Annotated in this window: 18 protein-coding genes; 6 read left to right on the top strand and 12 right to left on the bottom strand. The window is 54.0% G+C overall.

The genetic code is table 11. The features are described from left to right. Positions 1 to 182: 182 nt before the first annotated feature. Genes JHD74_RS17180 through JHD74_RS17170 form a run of 3 tightly spaced genes read right to left on the bottom strand, consistent with a single transcriptional unit; the run spans position 183 to position 1,588 of the window. Positions 183 to 443: a hypothetical protein gene (locus JHD74_RS17180; RefSeq protein ID WP_199063161.1), complete on the bottom strand. Its 261-nt coding sequence runs from the start codon at positions 441 to 443 to the stop codon at positions 183 to 185. Then, positions 444 to 1,106: a hypothetical protein gene (locus tag JHD74_RS17175; RefSeq protein ID WP_199063160.1), complete on the bottom strand. Its 663-nt coding sequence runs from the start codon at positions 1,104 to 1,106 to the stop codon at positions 444 to 446. Positions 1,107 to 1,108: 2 nt separating this feature from the next. Then, the gene (locus JHD74_RS17170) at positions 1,109 to 1,588 is read right to left on the bottom strand and encodes an Hcp family type VI secretion system effector (protein ID WP_199063159.1); all 480 of its coding nucleotides are present in this window, start codon (positions 1,586 to 1,588) and stop codon (positions 1,109 to 1,111) included. Between the two features lie 301 nt (positions 1,589 to 1,889). On the opposite strand from JHD74_RS17170, the gene JHD74_RS17165 reads away from it, so the two are divergent. Continuing rightward, on the top strand, positions 1,890 to 2,972 hold the full coding sequence (locus JHD74_RS17165) for an aminopeptidase (protein WP_199063158.1): 1,083 nt from the start codon (positions 1,890 to 1,892) through the stop codon (positions 2,970 to 2,972). Between the two features lie 179 nt (positions 2,973 to 3,151). Here the strand turns inward: JHD74_RS17165 and cysH are convergent, their stop codons facing one another. The 3 genes from cysH to cysJ form a co-directional block, all read right to left on the bottom strand. Beyond that, entirely contained in the window at positions 3,152 to 3,886 is a 735-nt protein-coding gene (gene cysH / locus JHD74_RS17160; protein WP_199063157.1) for a phosphoadenosine phosphosulfate reductase, read from the bottom strand. 119 nt (positions 3,887 to 4,005) lie between these two features. Further along, positions 4,006 to 5,721, bottom strand: a complete 1,716-nt coding sequence (gene cysI, locus JHD74_RS17155; protein WP_199063156.1) for an assimilatory sulfite reductase (NADPH) hemoprotein subunit — start codon at positions 5,719 to 5,721, stop codon at positions 4,006 to 4,008. Beyond that, complete coding sequence (gene cysJ, locus JHD74_RS17150; RefSeq protein ID WP_199063155.1) at positions 5,721 to 7,523, bottom strand: NADPH-dependent assimilatory sulfite reductase flavoprotein subunit; 1,803 nt, start codon at positions 7,521 to 7,523, stop codon at positions 5,721 to 5,723. The genes cysI and cysJ overlap by 1 nt, the downstream gene beginning before the upstream one ends. 421 nt (positions 7,524 to 7,944) lie before the next feature. Between cysJ and queD the strand changes: the two genes are divergently transcribed. Beyond that, positions 7,945 to 8,304, top strand: a complete 360-nt coding sequence (gene queD, locus JHD74_RS17145) for a 6-carboxytetrahydropterin synthase QueD (RefSeq protein ID WP_021179400.1) — start codon at positions 7,945 to 7,947, stop codon at positions 8,302 to 8,304. A 231-nt stretch (positions 8,305 to 8,535) separates the two neighbouring features. Here the strand turns inward: queD and queE are convergent, their stop codons facing one another. Next, the gene (queE, locus tag JHD74_RS17140; protein ID WP_024529821.1) at positions 8,536 to 9,207 is read right to left on the bottom strand and encodes a 7-carboxy-7-deazaguanine synthase QueE; all 672 of its coding nucleotides are present in this window, start codon (positions 9,205 to 9,207) and stop codon (positions 8,536 to 8,538) included. A gap of 319 nt (positions 9,208 to 9,526) precedes the next feature. Between queE and JHD74_RS17135 the strand changes: the two genes are divergently transcribed. The 4 genes from JHD74_RS17135 (at position 9,527) to JHD74_RS17120 (ending at position 16,020) form a co-directional block, all read left to right on the top strand. Next, complete coding sequence (locus JHD74_RS17135; protein ID WP_024529820.1) at positions 9,527 to 10,864, top strand: aromatic acid/H+ symport family MFS transporter; 1,338 nt, start codon at positions 9,527 to 9,529, stop codon at positions 10,862 to 10,864. A gap of 397 nt (positions 10,865 to 11,261) precedes the next feature. After that, positions 11,262 to 12,953 carry a urocanate hydratase gene (hutU, locus tag JHD74_RS17130; RefSeq protein WP_199063154.1) on the top strand — a complete coding sequence of 564 codons (1,692 nt, stop codon included), beginning with the start codon at positions 11,262 to 11,264 and terminating at the stop codon, positions 12,951 to 12,953. Next, entirely contained in the window at positions 12,950 to 14,485 is a 1,536-nt protein-coding gene (gene hutH, locus JHD74_RS17125; RefSeq protein WP_024529818.1) for a histidine ammonia-lyase, read from the top strand. The genes hutU and hutH overlap by 4 nt, the downstream gene beginning before the upstream one ends. Before the next feature lie 140 nt (positions 14,486 to 14,625). Continuing rightward, the gene (locus JHD74_RS17120) at positions 14,626 to 16,020 is read left to right on the top strand and encodes an amino acid permease (protein ID WP_199063153.1); all 1,395 of its coding nucleotides are present in this window, start codon (positions 14,626 to 14,628) and stop codon (positions 16,018 to 16,020) included. A gap of 72 nt (positions 16,021 to 16,092) precedes the next feature. On the opposite strand, the gene JHD74_RS17115 is transcribed toward JHD74_RS17120, so the two are convergent. The 5 genes from JHD74_RS17115 to JHD74_RS17095 form a co-directional block, all read right to left on the bottom strand. Beyond that, on the bottom strand, positions 16,093 to 16,464 hold the full coding sequence (locus tag JHD74_RS17115; protein WP_199063152.1) for a hypothetical protein: 372 nt from the start codon (positions 16,462 to 16,464) through the stop codon (positions 16,093 to 16,095). A gap of 11 nt (positions 16,465 to 16,475) precedes the next feature. Then, positions 16,476 to 17,666: an FAD/NAD(P)-binding oxidoreductase gene (locus tag JHD74_RS17110; protein WP_074031835.1), complete on the bottom strand. Its 1,191-nt coding sequence runs from the start codon at positions 17,664 to 17,666 to the stop codon at positions 16,476 to 16,478. Positions 17,667 to 17,952: 286 nt separating this feature from the next. Continuing rightward, positions 17,953 to 18,675, bottom strand: coding sequence for a hypothetical protein (locus JHD74_RS17105; protein ID WP_233169569.1), 723 nt, complete (start codon positions 18,673 to 18,675; stop codon positions 17,953 to 17,955). A 165-nt stretch (positions 18,676 to 18,840) separates the two neighbouring features. Further along, a complete protein-coding gene (locus JHD74_RS17100; protein ID WP_199063151.1) occupies positions 18,841 to 19,584 on the bottom strand; it encodes a molecular chaperone in 744 nt (247 codons plus the stop codon). A gap of 4 nt (positions 19,585 to 19,588) precedes the next feature. After that, a complete protein-coding gene (locus tag JHD74_RS17095; protein ID WP_037435196.1) occupies positions 19,589 to 20,926 on the bottom strand; it encodes a fimbrial protein in 1,338 nt (445 codons plus the stop codon). Between the last annotated feature and the right edge of the window lie 15 nt (positions 20,927 to 20,941).

Genomic DNA, 20,941 nt, shown 5'->3' with positions numbered 1-20,941 from the left:
AGGAATAAGGCAGGCCGTACCAAGGCCAAAACGGAAGGAAGGGCAAGAAACGAAGGTGAGGTACTGATCCAGATGGTTCCACAACCCTGAAGTTTCAGGTAACATATGTCTGCCTTGGTAACGTAGGCCGGGTACACATAGGCGGGTTATTAAAGGTCACCCTCTCCGTCATATACCCAAATTCAATAAGGTCTGTGATTTTCTTTCTTGGGAGGAATAATTCCTTCCTTTATCAAGCGTTCTCGATACGCCTTTAATTTACGTTGAAGATACCAACTTAATAGACCAACCGTAATCATCATTACATTAAAATAGATCAGATTACGTATGTCATGCTTAAACAAAAAAATTGATAAAATTATAGATGCAGCACCTAAAACAACAAAATAACCAAGTATAAAATCAGTGATAGAAATAATAAATTTGATTATTTTACCTTTCATTTATAACTCCATCGATAAAAATTTATTATTTATCTCTTCAAATAGCTCCGGGTTGGTATTTTTTATTTTAGATGCTCTAACAAAAGGCTCCGCATATTTTTCAATTAAAAAATAAAGTAAATCCAAATCCCCTTCCGATCTTAACTTCCAATACAAATCAGGAGCATCATTCATCAATTGTCGAGATCCATACGTTGAACGAGCTATTTTTCCACCTAACGTATATGTAGTTGTTATCGTTAAACCAGTAACGAAACGCGGGAAAAAACCAGTCAACAGCGTGCCAATCACATTTTTAAAAAGATAGTTATTAGCTATCGCTCCTCCCGCAATACCCGCTGTCTGCCTCCGGCTCAATAACTGCCGTTGCTCTTCTGTCAAATTTTTATAGTAATCCTCATAGACAATATGTAGAGTCCTATTGACTTTTTCTGAGTTGATTCCATCTTTCACCAGTTTGGCAAGTCTATGCTTGTCATTGTTTTTTTGATATCTCGAATCTGTATCTATAAAATCATAGGCGAGATAACCATAATCACCAAGAGTCTCCCATGTACCACTCAATAGAGAGTAAGATGCATCTGCCAGATCAGAGTCTCCTAGTGCTGAAATAGACTCAGACATCTCCTCTGCTATAGTCGAAGCAACTAATGAAGAATTCATACTCAATACACCCTGTCATCCCAGAAACTATACGAACCTGTCGAGCATGATTCGTGATTGCGCGTTATATCTCTATATTTTATAGATATTGCCTCTTGTGGGATCATTCCATTATCATTAATTGAGTGGGGGTAATCACACTTAATTGCTACAATAGTTGCGCCCCCCAGCCGGATTGAGTAATAGCGTTCCAAGCCACCGTTCACACTAGTCCTAAGGAACTGAATGTTACATTCTATTTCTTCATTATTATCCATACATGCTGCTATTAACGGGGACGATTTATCTATAAGTTTGAGAATAATAACAGGTTGATGATTGACATGCTGAGAGCGAGTGGCCAAGTGCTGATAAGATAGAACAAAGATATCATCTTCGTGTCCCACCTGATACCGATTTCCTATCGAATCAAACATCCCACACCCAGCAGATATCAACCCTTGCTTTTTCCCTTTAATACTCATATAGATGATACTTGACATAAAAATCCCTTTTCATAATCTAAATTGTATGATTTTTAACACTATCCTGAAGAATTACTTATGTCTAGTGGTTTTTTATTGCAATGTCCCCCTATCAATAAGGTGATGATAGAGTAGGCTTTGCCACCATCTTCCATTGAAAGCGATTAGGTTAACACTTAAGCTACAAGAGTGTGATCAATTTGGGTCGGGTCTGAAGCAAAAATAGGACGCGAAGAAATTGTCTTATCGCCCGTAGCGTCCCATACTGAACATCGCAAAAATAATCGGCATCACCGCTGTCAGAGAAGGATTTTTCGGTATGTTTTCCCGCTTGTGCCTGAGAGCAGGGCTGTTGCTAGTCGCTCTCGGCAGTGTTGTAAGCGTTTCGGCCGCTACCAAACCCGTAAAAGAAGCCCCGATGGGCCAGTTCGCCGCTAAACAGATCCGCCATATCGCTACCTACTTCCCCGGCCGCATGGCGGGCAGCCCGGCAGAATTACTGGCCGCAGATTACCTGAAACAGCAGTTTACCGAGATGGGCTACCCGGCTGATACCCGCACCTTTGACGCCCGTTATCTCTACACCAATAAAGACACCAGTGAAAACTGGCGCAAGATCAGCGTCACCTCGGTGATTGCCACCAAAAAGGGTGAGCGGCCCCAACAGGTCATCATCATGGCGCACTTCGATACCTACACCCCGCTTAGCGACGATGAGGTGGACAATAATCTTGGTGGCCTGACGCTACAGGGGGTCGATGACAATGCCTCCGGCGTGGGCGTGATGCTGGAGTTGGCCAACAGGCTGAAAAACATCCCCACCACCTATAGCCTGCGCTTTGTGGCCACGAGCGGTGAAGAGCTCAAGTCGATAGGGGCTAAGAACTACCTCGCCCGTATGACGCCGGAAGAGCGTAACAACACGCTGCTGGTGATTAACCTCGATAGCCTGATCACCGGCGATCGCCTCTATTTCCATTCCGGGCGTAACACCGAGCCGGAAGTGGTGGCCAGATCCCGCGATCGTGCGCTGAGCATCGCCCACCGTTACGGCATTGAAGCGGCCATCAACCCAGGCAGCAAAGGTTTTCCAACCGGCACCGGTTGCTGTTCCGATCAGATTGTCTTTGATAACGCCAAAATTCCGGTGATAGCGGTAGAAGCCACCAACTGGTCGCTGGGGGATCAGAACGGTTACCAGCAGCGTGCTGTCAGCCCCAGCTTCCCGCAGGGCATTACCTGGCATCGCCCGCAATACGACAATCTGCAATATCTGGAAACCCACCTGCCAGGGCGGATCGACAAACGCAGCCGCGACAGCGTGCGGATCCTGTTACCGTTGGTAAAAGAATGGGTGCAGGCGCATCCTGCTCCTGAGCAGAAGAAGAAAAAGAAGAAGTAGTACGTTACAGCCCCTCACCCTAATCCTCTCCCACAGGGAGAGGGACCGATCGAGTCAGGCTGAAAGTGAGTGATTCATTATGAACACCGAGTAACTCGCCTCAGCTAAGAGTGAACTTCTTTCTCCCAACAGAGCAGTGACTGTCAGCTCCCTCTCCCTGTGGGAGAGGGTTAGGGACATCAACCTTCGTGCAGACCACACTCGCGCTTCAGGCCGAAGAAGCGGGTCTCTTCCTCGCTCATGCCTTCCTCCCATTTACGGGTGGTGTGGGTATCGCCGACCGACAGGTAGCCCTGATCCCACAGCGGGTGGTAGCTCAGACCATGCTCGTTGAGATAGTGGTAAATCTGGCGGTTATCCCAGTCGATGATCGGCAGGATCTTGAACACCCCGCGTTGCACCGCCAGCACCGGCAGATTGGCTCGGCTGCCCGATTGCTCACGGCGCAGGCCGGCAAACCAGGTTTGCGCACCTAGCGTTTCCAGCGCGCGGTTCATCGGTTCAACTTTGTTGATTTGGTTGTACCGCTCAATGCCCTCAACGCCCTGCTCCCACAGCTTGCCGTAGCGCGCCTCTTGCCAGGCTGGTGAATGCTCGGCGCGGAACACTTGCAGGTTCAGGTTCAGCTTGTCGGCCAGTTGGTCGATAAACTGGTAAGTTTCTGGGAACAGGTAGCCGGTATCGGTCAGGATCACCGGGATATCCGGCTTGATGCGCGTGACCAGATGCAGGCACACCGCCGCCTGAATACCAAAGCTGGAGGAAAGCACAAACTCCCCCGGTAGATGTTCCAGCGCCCAGGCAACCCTCTCCTGTGCAGAAAGCTGTTCCAACTGGCCGTTAACGACCGCCAGTGCCAGCGCTTGACCGGACTTCGGTAGCGCGTTCAGCGCCGCCAGATCCAATTCAGCCATGATGCGATCTCCTGAAAGTGTTGATGTGGCCCCTCACCCTAATCCTCTCCCACAGGGAGAGGGGACAGTAAGGTGCACAAACTTAGCTGCTGCACAAAGAGTGAGGAAAGCCAGCAAGGTTATTCCCAGAAATCCTGCGCAGGATCCACCACCGGCCGGATAATCCCGGTACGCACGGTGAAATCGCCAAAGCCTTCGCCAGCGGTGCGCTCTGTTGCCCAACGCCCTACCAGTTGGTCGATGGTCTGCAAAATCTCTTCTTCGTTAATATTTTCCCGATACATGCGCGGAATACGCGTCCCTTCACGGTTACCGCCCAAATGCAGGTTGTAACGGCCAATCGCTTTACCGACCAGGCCAATCTCCGCCAGCAGCGCTCGGCCACAGCCGTTCGGGCAGCCGGTGATACGCAGTACCACGTGCTCATCACCCACACCATGTCGATGCATGATGCCTTCTACCTTGGTCACAAACTCCGGCAGGAAGCGCTCGGCCTCCGCCATCGCCAATGGGCAGGTTGGATAGGACACGCAGGCCATCGAGTTCTTGCGCTGCTCGCTGATGCCGTCATCGATCAGGCCATGCTGGCGCGCCAGGGCTTCGATCTTCGCCTTTTCGCTTTCCGGTACGCCGGCCACGATCAGGTTCTGGTTGGCTGTCAGACGGAAATCACCCCGATGGATCTTGGCGATCTCGGCCACGCCGGTTTTCAGTGGGCGGCCTGGATAATCCAGCAAGCGACCGTTTTCAATAAACAGCGTCAGGTGCCAGTGATTATCAACCCCTTTGACCCAGCCGATGCGATCGCCACGGCCAGTAAACTCGTACGGACGCACCGGCGCAAAGGTGATGCCTGCCCGCTTTTCTACTTCGGCGCGGAAGGTATCAACCCCCACCCGTTCCAGCGTATATTTGGTTTTGGCGTTCTTACGGTCGGTGCGGTTGCCCCAGTCACGCTGGGTGGTCACCACCGCTTCGGCGACGGCCAGCGTGTGTTCCAGCGGAATATAGCCAAACTCACTCGCCGTACGCGCAAAGGTTTTCTTGTTGCCATGCTCGATAGACAGACCGCCGCCCACCAGCAGGTTAAAGCCCACCAGCTTGCCGTGTTCGGCAATCGCCACAAAGTTCATGTCGTTGGCATGCAGATCCACATCGTTCTGCGGCGGGATAACCACCGTGGTTTTAAACTTGCGCGGCAAGTAAGTAGCGCCCAAGATCGGCTCTTCGTCCGTGGTTGCGACTTTTTCTTTATCCAGCCACACTTCAGCATAGGCACGAGTACGCGGCAGCAGGTGCTCGGAAATTTTCTTCGCCCATTCGTACGCTTCCTGATGCAGCTCCGACTCCACCGGATTCGAGGTGCAAAGTACGTTACGGTTCACGTCGTTAGCCGTCGCCAGCGCATCCAGCCCCAGACGGTTCAACAACTGGTGCACCGGTTTCACGTTGCCTTTGACGATGCCATGGAACTGGAACGTCTGCCGGTTGGTGATACGGATGCTGCCGTACAGCGTACTTTCTGCGGCAAATTTGTCGATCCCCAGCCACTGTTGCGGGGAAATAATCCCGCCCGGCAGGCGGCAGCGCAGCATCATGGCGTGGCGTGGCTCGAGTTTTTGTTCGGCACGTTCGGCGCGAATATCGCGATCGTCCTGCTGGTACATGCCGTGGAAACGGATCAGCAAGAAATTATCGCCGGTAAAACCGCCGGTCAGACCGTCTTGTAAATCTTCGGCAATGGTTCCGCGCAGGAAGTTACTCTCTTTCTTCAGACGCTCGGCATCGGCCAGTTTGCCTTCAACCACCAGAGGCCCAGGGTGTTTATCACTCATTAGTAAACGTCTCGCTGATAACGGCGCTCAAGGCGCAGCTCGCTTAAGAATTCGTCTGCCAGCTCGGTATCCATACCACCGTGCTCGGCCACCAGTGCTAACAATGTGTTTTCAACGTCTTTCGCCATGCGGTTGGCATCGCCACAGACATAGATGTGCGCGCCCTGCTGGATCCAGTTCCAGATTTCCGCACCTTGCTCGCGCAGCTTGTCCTGCACATAAACCTTATGTTGCTGATCCCGTGACCAGGCCAGATCGATACGGGTCAGCAGGCCCTCTTTCACATAGCGCTGCCATTCGACCTGGTACAGGAAATCTTCGGTAAAGTGCGGGTTGCCAAAGAACAGCCAGTTCTTACCCCCGGCACCTTCCGCTTCACGCTGCTGCATAAAGGCGCGGAATGGGGCAATACCGGTACCAGGGCCGATCATGATCACCGGCGTTTCCGGGTTGGCAGGCAAGCGGAAGTTGTCGTTATGTTCGATAAACACCCGCAGTTCGCCTTCTTCTTCCAGACGATCGGCCAGGAAGCTGGAAGCCCCACCGGCACGGCTGCGGCCATCAATGTCGTAACGCACCACGCCAACGGTGATGTGCACTTCGTTTTCATTCTCTGCCTGAGAGGAGGCGATGGAGTACAGACGCGGCGTCAGCGGGCGCAGCAGGCTGAGTAACTGCTCTGCGTTCAGGTCGGCCGGAGCCTGGCGTACCATGTCCACAATTGGAGTGTTATGGGCGTAGTGTTGCAGTTTAGGCTTGTCAGCCAGCAGGCCAATCAGCTTTTCGTCCCGCGATAGCCCGGCATATTTTTCCACGATCGGCGTGGTGTTCTGCGTCAGTTCAAAGTGGCTACGCAAAGCTTCACGCAGTGGCAGGGTTTGCCCCTCAACCTCGACCGGTTCGTCACCTTTCAGCCACAGCAGTTGTACTAGCTCATCCACCAGCGCCGGATCGTTATCAAACCATACGCCCAGCGCATCGCCCGGTTGATAACGCAGGCCGGAATCGCCTAAATCGATTTCAATATGGCGCACGTCTTTATCGGAAGCACGGCCAGTGATCTTTTGCTTGGTCGCCAATTGCGCGGTCAGCGGCTGTTCTTTGCTGTAGGGGCTGCTGTCCAGTTGATCGACCGCACCGCTGGCCAATGCCGCCGGAGCGCTGTTTTCCGCTGGCGCTCGAGCCTTCAGGACTTCCACCACCTGCTTACGCCAAGCGATAGCCAGTTCCTGATAATCCACATCCGCATCGATGCGCTCCACCAGGCGCTCGGCCCCCAGCTCGGCCAGCTTGCCATCAAAGTCTTTGCCGGACTGGCAGAAATTCTCATAAGAGCTATCCCCCAGGCCAAACACCGCAAAGGCGGTTTCATTGAGTTTGGGGGCTTTTTTCGAATGCAGGAATTTGTGCAGCGCCACCGCTTCTTCCGCTGGCTCCCCTTCCCCTTGGGTGGAGGCGATCACCACCAACAGGCGCTCCTGGGCGATTTGCTTGAACTTATAGTCACCGGCATTCACCAGGGTGACGCTCAGCTTCGCCGCCAGCAGATCGTCGCGTAGCTGTTCGGCCAGACGGCGTGCGTTACCGGTCTGGGAAGCAGAAATCAGGGTGATGCTGGCCGCAGGGGCCGCGGCAACCGGTGCTGAAGCCACGATTTCCGGCTGCTGATTAACCCTGCCCCAGAAGTAACCAGAGAGCCACGCCAGCTGCGTTGGGGTGTACCCGCCAATGACGGCCTGCAAACTCGAGAGCTGTTCGGGGGTCAGCGGGAGCAAAGATGTTGGAGGAACCTGAGTCGTCATCGCGGTACGGATATCCTATGCTTAGCCAGTGTCAGTCGCTGTAATGGTTGTTGTGTAATGTCCTGAAAAGACCAGGAGAGTTTGTAAGGTTACCGAGCGTAATTGCAACGATTAAATAAGGGATAGCAATAATTAATAACCAAAACGACTAAGCAGTTTTCCTGGTAAGGGATAGTGGCTAAATCGTTAGATGTTTATTTTTAATTCATTGATATTTAATAATTTATTTTTTTAAAGTTTGAATGAATCGCATTTGAGGTTGATAACCGCCTCCGATGGGCTCAATCCCGCCCAAATAAAAAAATGCCAGCAGCGCTACATGCTGCCCCCCCTGGATCTCCCCTGAAGCAGCCCAAAAGATAGTAACCAGGGCCACTTTCCGTTAGTATTCGGCGGTTTTTGAGTCAATGAGGCCGTAATAATGGCAACCACGCTATTTAAAGATTTTCAGTTTGAAGCCGCACACCATCTGCCAAACGTACCGGAGGGCCATAAATGCGGCCGCCTGCACGGGCATTCGTTTATGGTGCGTATTGAAGTGACCGGGGAAGTGGACGCCCACACCGGTTGGGTGATGGATTTTGCCGAGCTGAAGGCCGCTTTCAAGCCGATTTGGCAGCGCCTGGATCACTATAATCTGAACGATATTCCTGGCTTGGAGAACCCAACCAGCGAAGTGCTCGCCGCCTGGATCTGGCAGCAGTTGAAACCGCAGCTGCCAGAATTGTCGGCAGTGATGGTCAAAGAGACCTGTACAGCAGGCTGCGTATATAAAGGTTAACAGAGCAAGGCTCGGGGTGAGGCGATTGGCTCCAGTGCGATCTCCCTCACCCTAACCCTCTCCCCAAGGAGAGGGAACCGATCGAGTTAAGCTGATAGTGTCATGATGTATCATCAGCACCAGCGGTTGAAGGAATGATCCGGGTTGCTGAGATTATCTCTCTTCTCACAACAGAGCAGGGGCTATCAGCTCCCTCTCCCTGTGGGAGAGGGTTGGGGTGAGGGGCAGGTCTTAAGCGATATTCAAATACTTATGCGTCTGCATCGAAAGCCGCCAGTTGCGGGCAATGCAGGTCTCAATACACAACCGCGTCGCCTCTTCTTTCTGGCTGATCGGCTGCAAAGCGATAATGCGGTGTTTTTCGTCGTGCAACGTTGCCAGCAGCTCATCCAACGCCTCAATATCACGTTCACGCCCCACCGGATGCTTGATCTCATCGGCCCGCATCAGCGCCTGCTCTACTACCTTCAAACCACCGCGCATATTCACTTTGGGTGAAACGGTCACCCAGGTATTGGGGGAACAGAGGACTTCATGGGTGCCGCTGGTTTCGATCTGGCAACCGAAGCCTGCATTCTCGAACAGCCTGGTCAACGGGATCAGATCGTAGATGCACGGCTCACCGCCGGTGATCACGATATGGCGTGCGGTATAGCCCTGCTGTTCGACTACCTCCAGCAACTGTTCTGCACTGGCGCTCCCCCAGGCATCACTCTCGGCAGTTTTCACCAGGATGCGTTGCATATCCACTTCCCGATCGGCGTCCTTTTCCCAGGTGTGTTTGGTATCGCACCAGCTGCATCCCACCGGGCAACCCTGTAGGCGAATAAAAATGGCCGGAACGCCGGTGAAATAGCCTTCGCCCTGCAAAGTCTGGAACATCTCATTAATCGGGTACTGCATCGCTTTCTCAATCTGTCTAGTTAAAGACGCATTATCGCAGATCCCGACCGGGCGACCAAACCTGGAAAAGTGTATTAAATTTTGTCCGTTCGACGGTGCCCAGCAGCTTTCTCCGGTTAACCCGCTAATGGGTGACGTTTATTGCAGACTTAACGCCAACCACCAATGTTATCCACCGCTCAAAACAAACATAAAATCAACATTTAAAACGAAAATATTTGACATAAAAGCGCCTGTGACGCAGATGTATAGACAGGCAAGCACAAGTCGGGCGCAGTTCCGACCCTCCATCAACATCACATCTGCGTTAAAGGAAACTATGGCCCATTCCACCGAGTTGAATATTCAGCAGGCTATCGACGACAGTAAATTTTCGCTGTTTCACTGGACCCTGATCATCCTGGGTTTCCTGATCCTGGCAATTGACGGTTACGATACGGCGGCGATGGGCTATATCGCTCCTTCGGTGGCCAAAGACTGGGGGATAGTGAAACAGGATCTGGGGCCGGTATTAAGCGCGGCGCTGCTTGGCCTTTCGTTGGGAGCCCTGGTTGCCGGGCCGATTTCTGACCGCGTTGGCCGCAAACGGGTGCTGGTGTTCTCCTGCCTGTTCTTTGGCCTTTCCAGCCTGGCCACTGCCTACGCGGGTTCACTCAATAGCCTGACGCTGTGGCGCTTCCTCACCGGGCTTGGGCTGGGTGCCGCCATGCCAAACGCCATTACGCTGATCTCCGAATATGCTCCGCAGCGCTGCCGATCGCTGGCCATTAACACCATGTACTGCGGCTTTCCGCTGGGAGCGGCAGGCGGTGGCGCCATCTCTTCCTGGCTGATCCCTGCTTACGGCTGGCACAGCGTGTTGCTGCTGGGGGCCATTGCCCCGCTATTGCTCACCGTGCTGTTGATCCTGCTGCTGCCGGAATCGGTGAAATACATGGTTAACCGTGGTCAGGATGCCGCTAAAATCAAACAGATTGCCCAACGCTTTATCAGCCACAACATCAGCCATATCACCCGTTTCTACCTGTATGAAGACAAGCTGGCCCTGTCGAAGACCAGCGTCGGCCTGCTGTTCAGCCGCCCCTACCTGGTGGGGACACTGATGCTGTGGCTCACCTACTTTATGGGGTTGGTGATCTACTACGTATTGCTGAGCTGGATGCCGCTGTTGATGCAAGGGCTGGGATATCAGCTTGAGCAGTCGGCGATCCTGACGTCGCTGTTCACCTTCGGCGGAACGCTGGGGATCCTGATGGCCGGCTGGTTGATGGACCGCTGGAATGCCCACAAGGTGGTTTCCACCGGCTTTGCCATCAGCGCCTTGCTGATTGTGGCGATGGCCACCGAGGATAGCCAGATCGTGCTGCTCGGCGCCTTTATCTTCCTGATGGGCATTACCATGAACGGCGCGCAATCCGGCCTGCAAACCCTGGCTGCCACCTACTACCCAACGCACAGCCGCGCTACCGGTATTGCCTGGATGCAGGGCATTGGCCGCTTTGGTGGCGTGGCTGGCACCATGATGGCCGCTCACCTACTGGCGATGGATTGGCAGGTACAGAGTATTTTGATGTTCCTGGCTATTCCGGCTCTGTTAGCCAGCCTGGCCACGGTATTTAAAATGACGCGTCCGAGTGCACTGCAAACGGCCATCTAACCTATTGATTATATTAATGGGCGCTGTATGCAGCGCCCTACAGATCCTTGCCTCCTCCCCGCCCGTAATACGTTTTTTTTATCGCTCCCGCTTAGTTGTAATCCATATGTAAAATTATTGTGATTTGTCGCTCAAAAATGACACTATTTTAATTCATTTTTGTAGAGTAGCTCACTGTTTTGCCACGTTCGGCTAATGGACTCAATACAAAAAATGGATGTAATCACATGATTTTAAATACAAATAACATTTGCTTATGCCATTTTTCTCAAATTGTCACCGCTGTTGCATATGCTTGTACATACAAGTATATGTTAATAAACCCCACTCATTGTTATGGCCTGTGAGTTGCCGTCATAAGATGAGATTTGTACCGATACTGTTTGAGGAACTAGCTGTGACTGCAAATAACAAAGTTCGCCATGTTGATATTCGCGCGCCCCGCGGCACACAATTAAACGCCAAAAGCTGGCTGACCGAAGCGCCGCTGCGCATGCTGATGAACAACCTCGATCCTGAAGTGGCTGAAAATCCACACGAACTGGTCGTTTATGGCGGTATCGGCCGCGCAGCCCGTGATTGGGACTGTTACGACAAGATTGTTGCCACCCTCAAGACTCTGGAAGACGACGAAACCTTGCTGGTGCAGTCCGGCAAGCCGGTCGGCGTGTTCAAAACGCACAGTAACGCCCCGCGCGTGCTGATTGCCAACTCCAACCTGGTGCCTCACTGGGCAACCTGGGAACACTTTAACGAACTGGATGCCAAGGGCCTGGCGATGTATGGCCAGATGACCGCTGGCAGCTGGATCTACATCGGTAGCCAGGGCATCGTGCAAGGCACTTACGAAACCTTCGTCGAAGCTGGCCGCCAGCATTACGACGGCAGCCTGAAAGGCCGCTGGGTGCTGACCGCCGGTCTAGGTGGTATGGGTGGCGCACAACCACTGGCCGCCACTTTGGCTGGAGCCAGTTCACTTAATATCGAATGCCAGCAGAGCCGCATCGATTTCCGCCTGAAAACCCGCTATGTCGATGAGCAGGCCACCGATCTGGATGACGCACTGGCGCGCCTGGAAAAATACTGCGCCGAAGGCAAAGCCATCTCGATTGCCCTGTGTGGCAACGCGGCAGAAATCCTGCCGGAGCTGGTCAAGCGCGGCGTACGCCCGGACATGGTCACCGACCAGACCAGCGCCCACGATCCGCTCAACGGTTACCTGCCAAAAGGCTGGAACTGGGAAGAGTATCGCCGCCGCGCACAAACCGAACCTGCGGTAGTGGTGAAGGCCGCCAAACAGTCGATGGCCGAACACGTAGAAGCCATGCTGGCGTTCCAGAAAATGGGCGTACCTACCTTCGACTACGGCAACAACATCCGCCAGATGGCCAAAGAGATGGGCGTTGATAACGCCTTTGACTTCCCGGGCTTTGTGCCTGCCTATATTCGCCCACTGTTCTGCCGTGGCGTCGGTCCGTTCCGTTGGGCTGCGCTGTCTGGCGATCCGCAGGATATTTACAAGACCGACGCCATGGTCAAAGAGCTGATCCCAGACGATGAGCACCTGCACCGCTGGTTGGATATGGCGCGTGAGCGCATCAGCTTCCAGGGTCTGCCAGCCCGTATCTGCTGGGTCGGCCTGGGCCAGCGTGCCAAGTTGGGCCTGGCGTTTAACGAGATGGTACGCCGCGGCGAACTTTCTGCTCCAATCGTCATTGGCCGTGACCACCTGGATTCCGGCTCAGTTGCCAGCCCGAACCGTGAAACCGAATCAATGAAAGACGGCTCTGATGCCGTATCCGACTGGCCGTTGCTCAACGCCCTGCTCAACACCGCCAGCGGTGCCACCTGGGTTTCTCTGCACCACGGCGGCGGCGTCGGCATGGGCTTCTCCCAACACTCTGGCATGGTGATCGTCTGTGACGGCACCGATGAAGCCGCCGAGCGTATCGCCCGCGTGCTGCATAACGACCCGGCCACCGGCGTCATGCGTCATGCCGATGCGGGTTACGAGATCGCCATCGACTGCGCCCGCGAGCAAGGTCTGAACCTGCCAATGGTTGCCGCTACTCAGGGAGAAAAAGCATGAACGCTCTGACTATCCGCCCAGGTAAGCTGACGCTTGCCGAACTGCGCCAGGTTTATCAGCACCCGGTCACCCTGACGCTGGACGACAACGCCTACGGCGCTATCCAGCAAAGCGTGGCCTGCGTGGAACGCATTGTGGAAGAGAACCGTACCACTTACGGCATCAATACCGGGTTTGGCCTGCTGGCCTCCACCCGTATCGCCCGCGAAGATTTGGAGAACCTGCAACGTTCCATCGTGCTGTCACATGCGGCCGGTGTAGGTGCGCCTACGGATGACAGCCTGGTGCGCCTGATTATGGTGCTCAAAATCAACAGCCTGTCGCGTGGTTTCTCCGGCATCCGTCTGGAGGTGATCCAGGCGCTGATGGCGCTGGTGAATGCCGAAGTGTATCCGCATATCCCGCTGAAAGGCTCCGTTGGTGCTTCAGGCGATCTGGCCCCACTGGCACACATGAGTCTGGTGTTGTTGGGCGAAGGTAAAGCCCGCTATCAGGGCGAGTGGTTACCGGCTACCGAGGCGTTGGCCAAAGCGGGTTTGAAACCGTTAACGCTAGCAGCTAAAGAAGGCTTGGCACTGCTGAACGGCACCCAAGTTTCCGCCGCCTTTGCGCTGCGTGGCCTGTTTGATGCCGAAGATCTGTTTGCTGCCGCCACCGTAACCGGCAGCCTGACCGTAGAGGCCGCACTGGGATCACGCAGCCCGTTCGATCCACGCATTCACGAAGTACGTGGCCAGCGCGGGCAAATCGACGCCGCCGCCGCTTATCGCCACCTGCTTGGCGCACGTAGCGCCGTGTCAGACTCACACGCCAACTGCGAAAAAGTGCAGGATCCTTACTCCCTGCGCTGCCAACCGCAGGTGATGGGTGCCTGCCTGACGCAGATCCGCCAGGCCGCAGAAGTGCTGGAGATTGAGGCCAACGCCGTTTCCGATAACCCGCTGGTGTTTGCCGAACAGGGCGATGTGCTGTCCGGTGGCAACTTCCACGCCGAACCGGTAGCCATGGCTGCCGATAACCTGGCGCTGGCGTTTGCCGAAATCGGTTCACTCTCCGAGCGCCGTATTTCACTGATGATGGATAAACACATGTCGCAGCTGCCACCGTTCCTGGTGGATAACGGCGGAGTGAACTCCGGCTTTATGATTGCCCAGGTCACCGCCGCCGCGCTGACCAGCGAGAACAAGGCACTGGCACACCCGGCCAGCGTTGACAGTATCCCAACCTCGGCCAACCAGGAAGACCATGTCTCGATGGCACCGGCAGCGGGCCGACGCCTGTGGGAAATGGCGGATAACGTCCGCGGCATTCTGGCTGTAGAATGGCTAGCGGCCTGTCAGGGGCTGGATCTGCGTAACGGTCTGCAAACCACCGCAGGGCTGGAGCAGGCTCGGCATCTGCTGCGCGAGCATGTCGCCTACTACGATAAGGATCGGTTCTTCGCCCCCGATATCGAAGCAGCCAGCCAACTGTTGGCAGCAGGCCATCTGACCGCGCTGATCCCAGCCACCTTGTTACCTAGCCAGGCGTAACGCCTTTAGGCCGTGCTCCGTCAGTCTGGGGCACGGCCTATTACCCTGCACAATTCGTCCTCTATCCCGCCGGGGTTCGTTCCCCCTGTGCGGATAGCGCTGCCTGTCCGACAACAATATGATTAAAACGGAGAAGCAACATGCGTAATGAGAAACCCCAGCTCCGGCGTGGCCTGAACGCGCGACATATCCGCTTTATGGCCCTGGGTTCGGCCATCGGTACCGGTCTGTTCTATGGTTCCGCTGGCGCTATTCAACTGGCTGGCCCGGCCGTACTGCTTGCCTATCTGGTGGGTGGCGCGGCGGTATTTATGGTAATGCGTGCCTTGGGGGAGATGGCGGTACATCAGCCCGTCTCCGGCTCGTTCGGCCACTATGCCAGCCATTACCTCGGCCCGCTGGCGGGCTTCCTCACCGGTTGGACTTATACCTTTGAAATGGTGATCGTGGCCCTGGCCGACGTAACGGCCTTCGGCATCTATATGGGGCTATGGTTCCCGGATGTCGCGCAATGGGTCTGGGTGCTGAGCATCATTCTGTTTATCGGCGCGCTTAACCTGTGCAGCGTCAAAGTGTTTGGCGAGATGGAGTTCTGGCTGTCGCTGGTCAAAGTTGCCGCCATCGTGGCGATGATCATTGGTGGGGCCGCCGTGATGTTGTTCGGCTTCGGTGTCACGCAGCAAGCGACCGGCTTCAGCAATCTGTGGCAACACGGCGGCTTAATGCCTAACGGCATCGGTGGCGTTATTGCCTCCCTGGCGGTGGTGATGTTTGCCTTCGGCGGGATTGAAATTATCGGTATCACCGCCAGCGAAGCCAAAGATCCCGCCAAGGTACTGCCCAAGGCGATCAACGCCGTGCCGGTCCGTATCCTGTTGTTCTACGTGCTGACCCTGCTGGTGTTGATGTCTATCTATCCCTGGAACAGCATCGGCCAGAACGGTAGCCCGTTTGTCGAGATTTTCAGCCATATGGGCATCAGCTCGGCGGCTAACGTGTTGAACGTAGTGGTGATCACCGCCGCCATCTCCGCTATCAACAGCGACATCTTCGGCGCTGGCCGCATGATGTACGGCATGGCGCAAGATGGGCAAGCACCTAAGGCCTTCACCAAGCTGACCGGTAACGGCGTACCTTGGATGACGGTGTTGGTGATGTCCATTGCCCTGCTGCTGGCCGTAGTGCTCAACTATCTGATCCCCAAACAGATCTTTATCATCATTGCCTCCATCGCCACCTTTGCCACGGTGTGGGTGTGGCTGATGATCCTGCTGTCGCAGATCGCCATGCGCCGCACGCTCACTAAAGATGAAGTGGCCAAACTGAGCTTCCCAGTACCTTGGTGGCCAGTAGCTCCTGCATTGGCAACGGCGTTTATGGTGTTCGTGATCGGCCTGCTCGGATACTTCGAGGAAAGCCGTATCGCGCTGTATGTCGGGCTAGTCTGGGTAGCCTTCCTGACGCTGGCTTATACGCTGTGGGTACGCAAAAAAGGTGGGGAAACCCCTGCCGTAATCTCAACTGAAAGCCACTAAAAACCAGCCCACCAGCCTCGATTCATGAGGCTGGTGGCTGCTGTGGCAGGTTTACTCGCCCAAGAGTTGCCGTCAGCTTTCTGCTGGCAACGCGGAGGTTCGCAAACGCTGGCCGATGATTTGAAACGTGCGCAATACCAGCATCAATCCCAATAGCGTGTCCGGCTGGCGCAGCAGCGCATAAACCGAACGGTAGTTGGCGGGCGAAGTGTTTAATTGCAGCTCGCTATGCGCCATCTTCAGCGCCATGCCTCCCTCCCAACCCGCAGCGACCACGCCTTCGAACACTCCGGCCAGTTTTTCCACCAGCGCGTTGTCCGCAATATCCGTTATGTCAGACAGCAACGACAGCAGATCGACCACGTTATCCAGCCTGCCAGTCGCCAGCAGTGGATCGAGCTTGGCCAACAGGGCATCTAACGGCTGTGCTTGCGATGAGTCCATATTTCCTCCGTTCAAATCAGTCCGCGTACGGTGGCCCAGTACAGGCCACGGTTAAACCCGTTGCGCAGCATGCCGCCCAGCTTAGTGGCAGGAGTGGGGATCACGTCATGGCGATAGTCGTAAACCAACGGCATACCGGCCTGCAGTCCCATTTGGGCGATGGCCTGTACCTTGCCGTCGTAATGGGTATGGGGCTGGCCTAAGCGCAGTTCCGCGACGATATTGTCGGCAATCACCGGGGCCTGGTTATGGCAGGAACCGCCCGCCTTGCTGACCGGCAGATCGACGGTATCGCCAATCACATAAACGCCCTGCTGTCCATAAACCTGCAACGTCTGGTGATCGGTAGGGAGCCAGCCTTCGCCGTTATCGATATCGCTCAACCCGGTGTTGCGCACCGCTTCCACCGCACGGATCGGCGGGGTAGCCATCAGGATGTCGAAGGGTTGTTCGTCGCCCTCGGTGGAATAGGCAATGCGCCGTTCGCTGTCCACTTTGCTCAGGGTAAAACCGCGCTGATGCTTGATATCGCGGGCCGCAAAAATGCTGGGCAGAGCCTCGCCGGTGGGGCGTTGCAGGAACAGGCAGTTACGCAGGAGCTGTGAAATGGTCGGGTAGGTATAAACAATTTCAACCTTGTTACGCACCCCGCGCCGCCGCAAGTAGTCATCCAGCATCAGGGTAGTTTCTATCGGGGCAATACCACATTGGTGCGGTACATTGGGCGTTTGCGGGAACGACACCGTGATAAAAATGCGCCCTTTCTCAATAGTGGCCAGCTTTTGCGCCAACTGGCGAGCCGCCTGATATTGGTAAAAGTGATCGCCCGCCTGGGCCAATCCTTCAATTTGTTCAGGCCAGGGTACGCAGCCTGTGGCAAAGACTAAAAAGTCGTAGTGATATTGATTGCCACTGCGGGTATAAATACAACGCTGGGATAAATCGAATTGTTCAACCTTATCAACAATAAACTGTATCTCTGGCCGTAATAGGCTTTGCTGTGGCCTGGTCAGTTCTTGTTTGAAAAAAGCATTAAAGGCGACATACATAAACGCGGGTTTGTAATAATGTACCGCTGAGTCAGAAATCATCATGATTTCAACCTGATTATTGATAACCTCCCGGTGTAACTTGGCGGCCAATAGATTGGCAAGTATGGTACCTCCCGTACCACCACCTACAATAATTATCCTACTTCGCATTCCAACCTCTCAGTCTGTATGCAACAAAGTACGATAGCCAATGGCATTATTCCACCGGCTCTATTTAAGGTATTTAATCGAGGGAGAGCAGATATTTCTCTGATAGAACTAAGAGTCTAGTAGCTCACAGCTATAAGACATAACAAAAAAGAATATAAAAATAGGATTTTTATTACACCAATAAAATCATGGCGTTATGAGTATTGAAATAAATAACACGATCATTAGTTGAATGCTATAAATTGCATATTGCAGCTATATCACTGTCCTGGTTTTCTTGGCAGATCTAGTTATTATGCTGCTGACATGCCCCATCCAGGCTATACCCCACCATCGCCATATACAGGCTAAAATAGCGCTCTGCCATCTCAATAAACGAGCTATTTAACTCAATCAGCACGTTATTTTTGGTGGTAAGCAGGCCCGATTTTTCCGCCGCCAGCAGGATCCGATTGATATGCGTACGGGACACCGAGCTAAACTTGGCGATCTCCGCCGAGGACAAAAACAGCATGTGGGAATTGTGGCGGATACTTTCCATAAATAGCATCAGCAACACCATATGGCCCGCATCTTTAGTAATAAACAATGCGGCCTGTGGTACCAGATCGTTCAGATAGATCTCCTGTATCATCAGTTGGCCGTAAACCTTGAAGAATGCAGGTAAAAACCAGCTCTGATCCAGCAGCTCGGCAACCGGGATCTCGGGGGCTAACGTTTGATAGGGCAACGCCATTGAGGAAACCAGCTCATGGGTTTGGCGCAGGGCATTCGGGGTAGGCCTAAACAACAGCGTGCGCCGGTCTTGATCGTCCTTCTTGACCTCTAGCCAGCGCCCAACGCGCAGGAAGAACAGAAACGAATCCAACGCGTTCTCGCTGATAATATCTTTGCCTTTAAAAAAGGCTTTGACATCCTTCAGGGCTGCCTCGCTTTGGTTGTAATAGATGGCCAGCAGAGTCGAACAGATAATAAAGCGGCTGTTACGAAAGATGATTTTATAGAACATGGGATGATTCCTATAGGTTTCATCTATCATCACGCCGTGTTTAATTATCGCCTGATGGAACCGCCCCGAGCTTCTTATCTTGCTGGCTCGTTGTGCCAATTCAAGTTCGATCTGATGTTTATTGGGTATCATCTTATTCTCAATTTAGCTGCAAGGTGCGGACTGTTATTTCCGTACGGTATATTGCTGATCGACCGCATTACCCTGATCATCGATAATGGCGGCGTTGACCATCGCTGAAGAGATAGCCCCTGATTGAACAATATCATTAATCCGATACTGCTTACTGCCGTAAGGCGGCGTCATCATATCGCTCTCTTGTTGCACCGGATAATCCTGCTGGCCAATGCGCAGCGCAAGACGGGAAAAAGAGAGATAAACCGGCGACGGGTTATCGCACTGCAAGACGTAATGATTATCTTCCTTTTTCAGGGTGAACACCGGCTTAGGCGCATCCTTCTCGGCCGCGACCACCGCCTTGGGCCGATAGAATATCTTCATCTGGGTGTTCATCGCCATAGTCACGCTAGGCTGTAGCGGGGGGATCACAGGGCGCGTCGGTGGGATTTCGTACAGATTAATCCAGAAGACCGATTCCCTATCCGTTGGCAGTGACTGCTGGTTATAAATCAGCCTCAGCCCTTTCACGGTCTTGGGCTGCATGCTAAATACCGCAGGTAAGCTGACAAAAGGCGCTGTTGATTGTTCGGGGGCCGCATTGACATCCCCATCGTCTACCCAGGTTTGTACCACGATCGGGTAGTCGTTGGTATTGAGGAGCATCAAGCTTTTTTCATTATCGCCCTCGCGAAAAATCACTCGCGTCGCGGAGGCAATAATACCGGCCTGAGCCAGCATTGCGGGTAACAAACCACCGAGCAGCAGTAACGTACAGACGATTTTCTTCATGATCTTATTGTACCTTAACCCAAACGTAAGCCTTGGCATCAACCTTACCCGCCGTAACGGTCTGGCCCGGCAAGCGTGATAATGTGGCTGTCAACTGCGTGGTGTAATGGGTATACCCCGTCGCGGTGCTGCCCCCGTTGCTTGCGCCATCAAGAACAGGGTACCACCCCGCATTGTTACCCTGCGGGCACTGGCCAGCACTACAACGAGCCCAGCCGACAAAGTTCATTGGCGTACCGTTGCTGCTGTTGGAAAGCGCAATTCCCACGCCGGTCGCTACACTGCTGTCCGTGCCATAACCGTCAGAGAGCAGATAGCTTACGCCACCGCTGGCGTTGACCAGGCCAAGCTGTTGCGCCAGAGCAAAGCTGGCATAAGGGACTTGCAGGCCCAGGGCGGTACGATTGGTGCTAATCCCCGAAACGGCTGCATTATCACATTCAATATTGATGGTGAACTGGGCCTGAGAAGTTCGGCCTGCGGTTAATTGGCCGACGGAAAGCGTTGGCAGGATCACCAGCGGCGTGACGTTGCGTGCCACACAGGTGGCGGTATAAGAAAGGGAAGAAATCGGCGACGTTCCCATCCCCATCGCGTTCCAACGCCCAGTTCCCCAGGTCGAATAGTTGGTGGCCGAATCACTACCGATAGGATCAGACGCAATACCGGGCCCTTGGAAGGTCACATAGCCATTAGGCTGGATGCAAGTATAGTTCGAATTACCGGTGGTTGAAGCCATGCCACTCAGCGGATTAGACGCACTGTAACCACAGTAGTTACTGGCACCACGGCCAGGGAGCGAACTGATGCGGATCAGATCTGCCCGGATGGGGCTGAAATCCTTGACCCGGATCTGGATCTTGTCACCCACCGTGGCGTAGCGGGTGATCGGCGTTGCCTGCCAGTAACGGGTAAATACCTTGCCCGAATCCAGATGGGTTAGCCGAATGCCGACATAGGGAAAGTAGGTGGCATAATAATTGGGGTTGCCGTCCACCGCCCCTAAATCATAATAGCCCCCTACCCGGTCATCACCGTTGGTGGCAAACACTTCAAAAATCTGCCCGACGTCACTGGTATCGCACTGATACAAGACTTTGTTCGGATCCGGGTAACGGACGCCGGAGGTGAAATCAAACACGCTACTGCCCAGCGGCGTGCCTACGGGCTGCAGGTAAGTGCTGGTCAGGTTGATACGCCCCAGGCCGACACCGACGCCACAGGCGTCGCAACCGGAGTCGATGGCTGGCGAAACACGGGTACATCTGGCCGCCGCTGGTAAGCTGATCCCAGCAAGTAGGCTCCCCAACAGCGCCAACCGTAGCAGTGAAAATAACTTCATGGAATAACCTCCGGT

Origin of the sequence: Serratia sp. ASV30 (assembly GCF_016428815.1) — a bacterium.
Classification (GTDB): Bacteria; Pseudomonadota; Gammaproteobacteria; order Enterobacterales; family Enterobacteriaceae; genus Chania; species Chania fonticola_C.
Note: the sequence above shows the minus strand (reverse complement) of the source record. Positions and strands in the feature narration are given on the sequence as shown.

What these genes read in the sequence shown, in the direction of transcription:
- JHD74_RS17180 (WP_199063161.1), bottom strand. Translation starts at nt 443, where the DNA reads ATGAAAGGTAAAATAATCAAATTTATTATTTCTATCACTGATTTTATA.
- JHD74_RS17175 (WP_199063160.1), bottom strand. Translation starts at nt 1,106, where the DNA reads ATGAATTCTTCATTAGTTGCTTCGACTATAGCAGAGGAGATGTCTGAG.
- JHD74_RS17170 (WP_199063159.1), bottom strand. Translation starts at nt 1,588, where the DNA reads ATGTCAAGTATCATCTATATGAGTATTAAAGGGAAAAAGCAAGGGTTG.
- JHD74_RS17165 (WP_199063158.1), top strand. Translation starts at nt 1,890, where the DNA reads ATGTTTTCCCGCTTGTGCCTGAGAGCAGGGCTGTTGCTAGTCGCTCTC.
- cysH (WP_199063157.1), bottom strand. Translation starts at nt 3,886, where the DNA reads ATGGCTGAATTGGATCTGGCGGCGCTGAACGCGCTACCGAAGTCCGGT.
- cysI (WP_199063156.1), bottom strand. Translation starts at nt 5,721, where the DNA reads ATGAGTGATAAACACCCTGGGCCTCTGGTGGTTGAAGGCAAACTGGCC.
- cysJ (WP_199063155.1), bottom strand. Translation starts at nt 7,523, where the DNA reads ATGACGACTCAGGTTCCTCCAACATCTTTGCTCCCGCTGACCCCCGAA.
- queD (WP_021179400.1), top strand. Translation starts at nt 7,945, where the DNA reads ATGGCAACCACGCTATTTAAAGATTTTCAGTTTGAAGCCGCACACCAT.
- queE (WP_024529821.1), bottom strand. Translation starts at nt 9,207, where the DNA reads ATGCAGTACCCGATTAATGAGATGTTCCAGACTTTGCAGGGCGAAGGC.
- JHD74_RS17135 (WP_024529820.1), top strand. Translation starts at nt 9,527, where the DNA reads ATGGCCCATTCCACCGAGTTGAATATTCAGCAGGCTATCGACGACAGT.
- hutH (WP_024529818.1), top strand. Translation starts at nt 12,950, where the DNA reads ATGAACGCTCTGACTATCCGCCCAGGTAAGCTGACGCTTGCCGAACTG.
- JHD74_RS17120 (WP_199063153.1), top strand. Translation starts at nt 14,626, where the DNA reads ATGCGTAATGAGAAACCCCAGCTCCGGCGTGGCCTGAACGCGCGACAT.
- JHD74_RS17115 (WP_199063152.1), bottom strand. Translation starts at nt 16,464, where the DNA reads ATGGACTCATCGCAAGCACAGCCGTTAGATGCCCTGTTGGCCAAGCTC.
- JHD74_RS17110 (WP_074031835.1), bottom strand. Translation starts at nt 17,666, where the DNA reads ATGCGAAGTAGGATAATTATTGTAGGTGGTGGTACGGGAGGTACCATA.
- JHD74_RS17105 (WP_233169569.1), bottom strand. Translation starts at nt 18,675, where the DNA reads ATGTTCTATAAAATCATCTTTCGTAACAGCCGCTTTATTATCTGTTCG.
- JHD74_RS17100 (WP_199063151.1), bottom strand. Translation starts at nt 19,584, where the DNA reads ATGAAGAAAATCGTCTGTACGTTACTGCTGCTCGGTGGTTTGTTACCC.
- JHD74_RS17095 (WP_037435196.1), bottom strand. Translation starts at nt 20,926, where the DNA reads ATGAAGTTATTTTCACTGCTACGGTTGGCGCTGTTGGGGAGCCTACTT.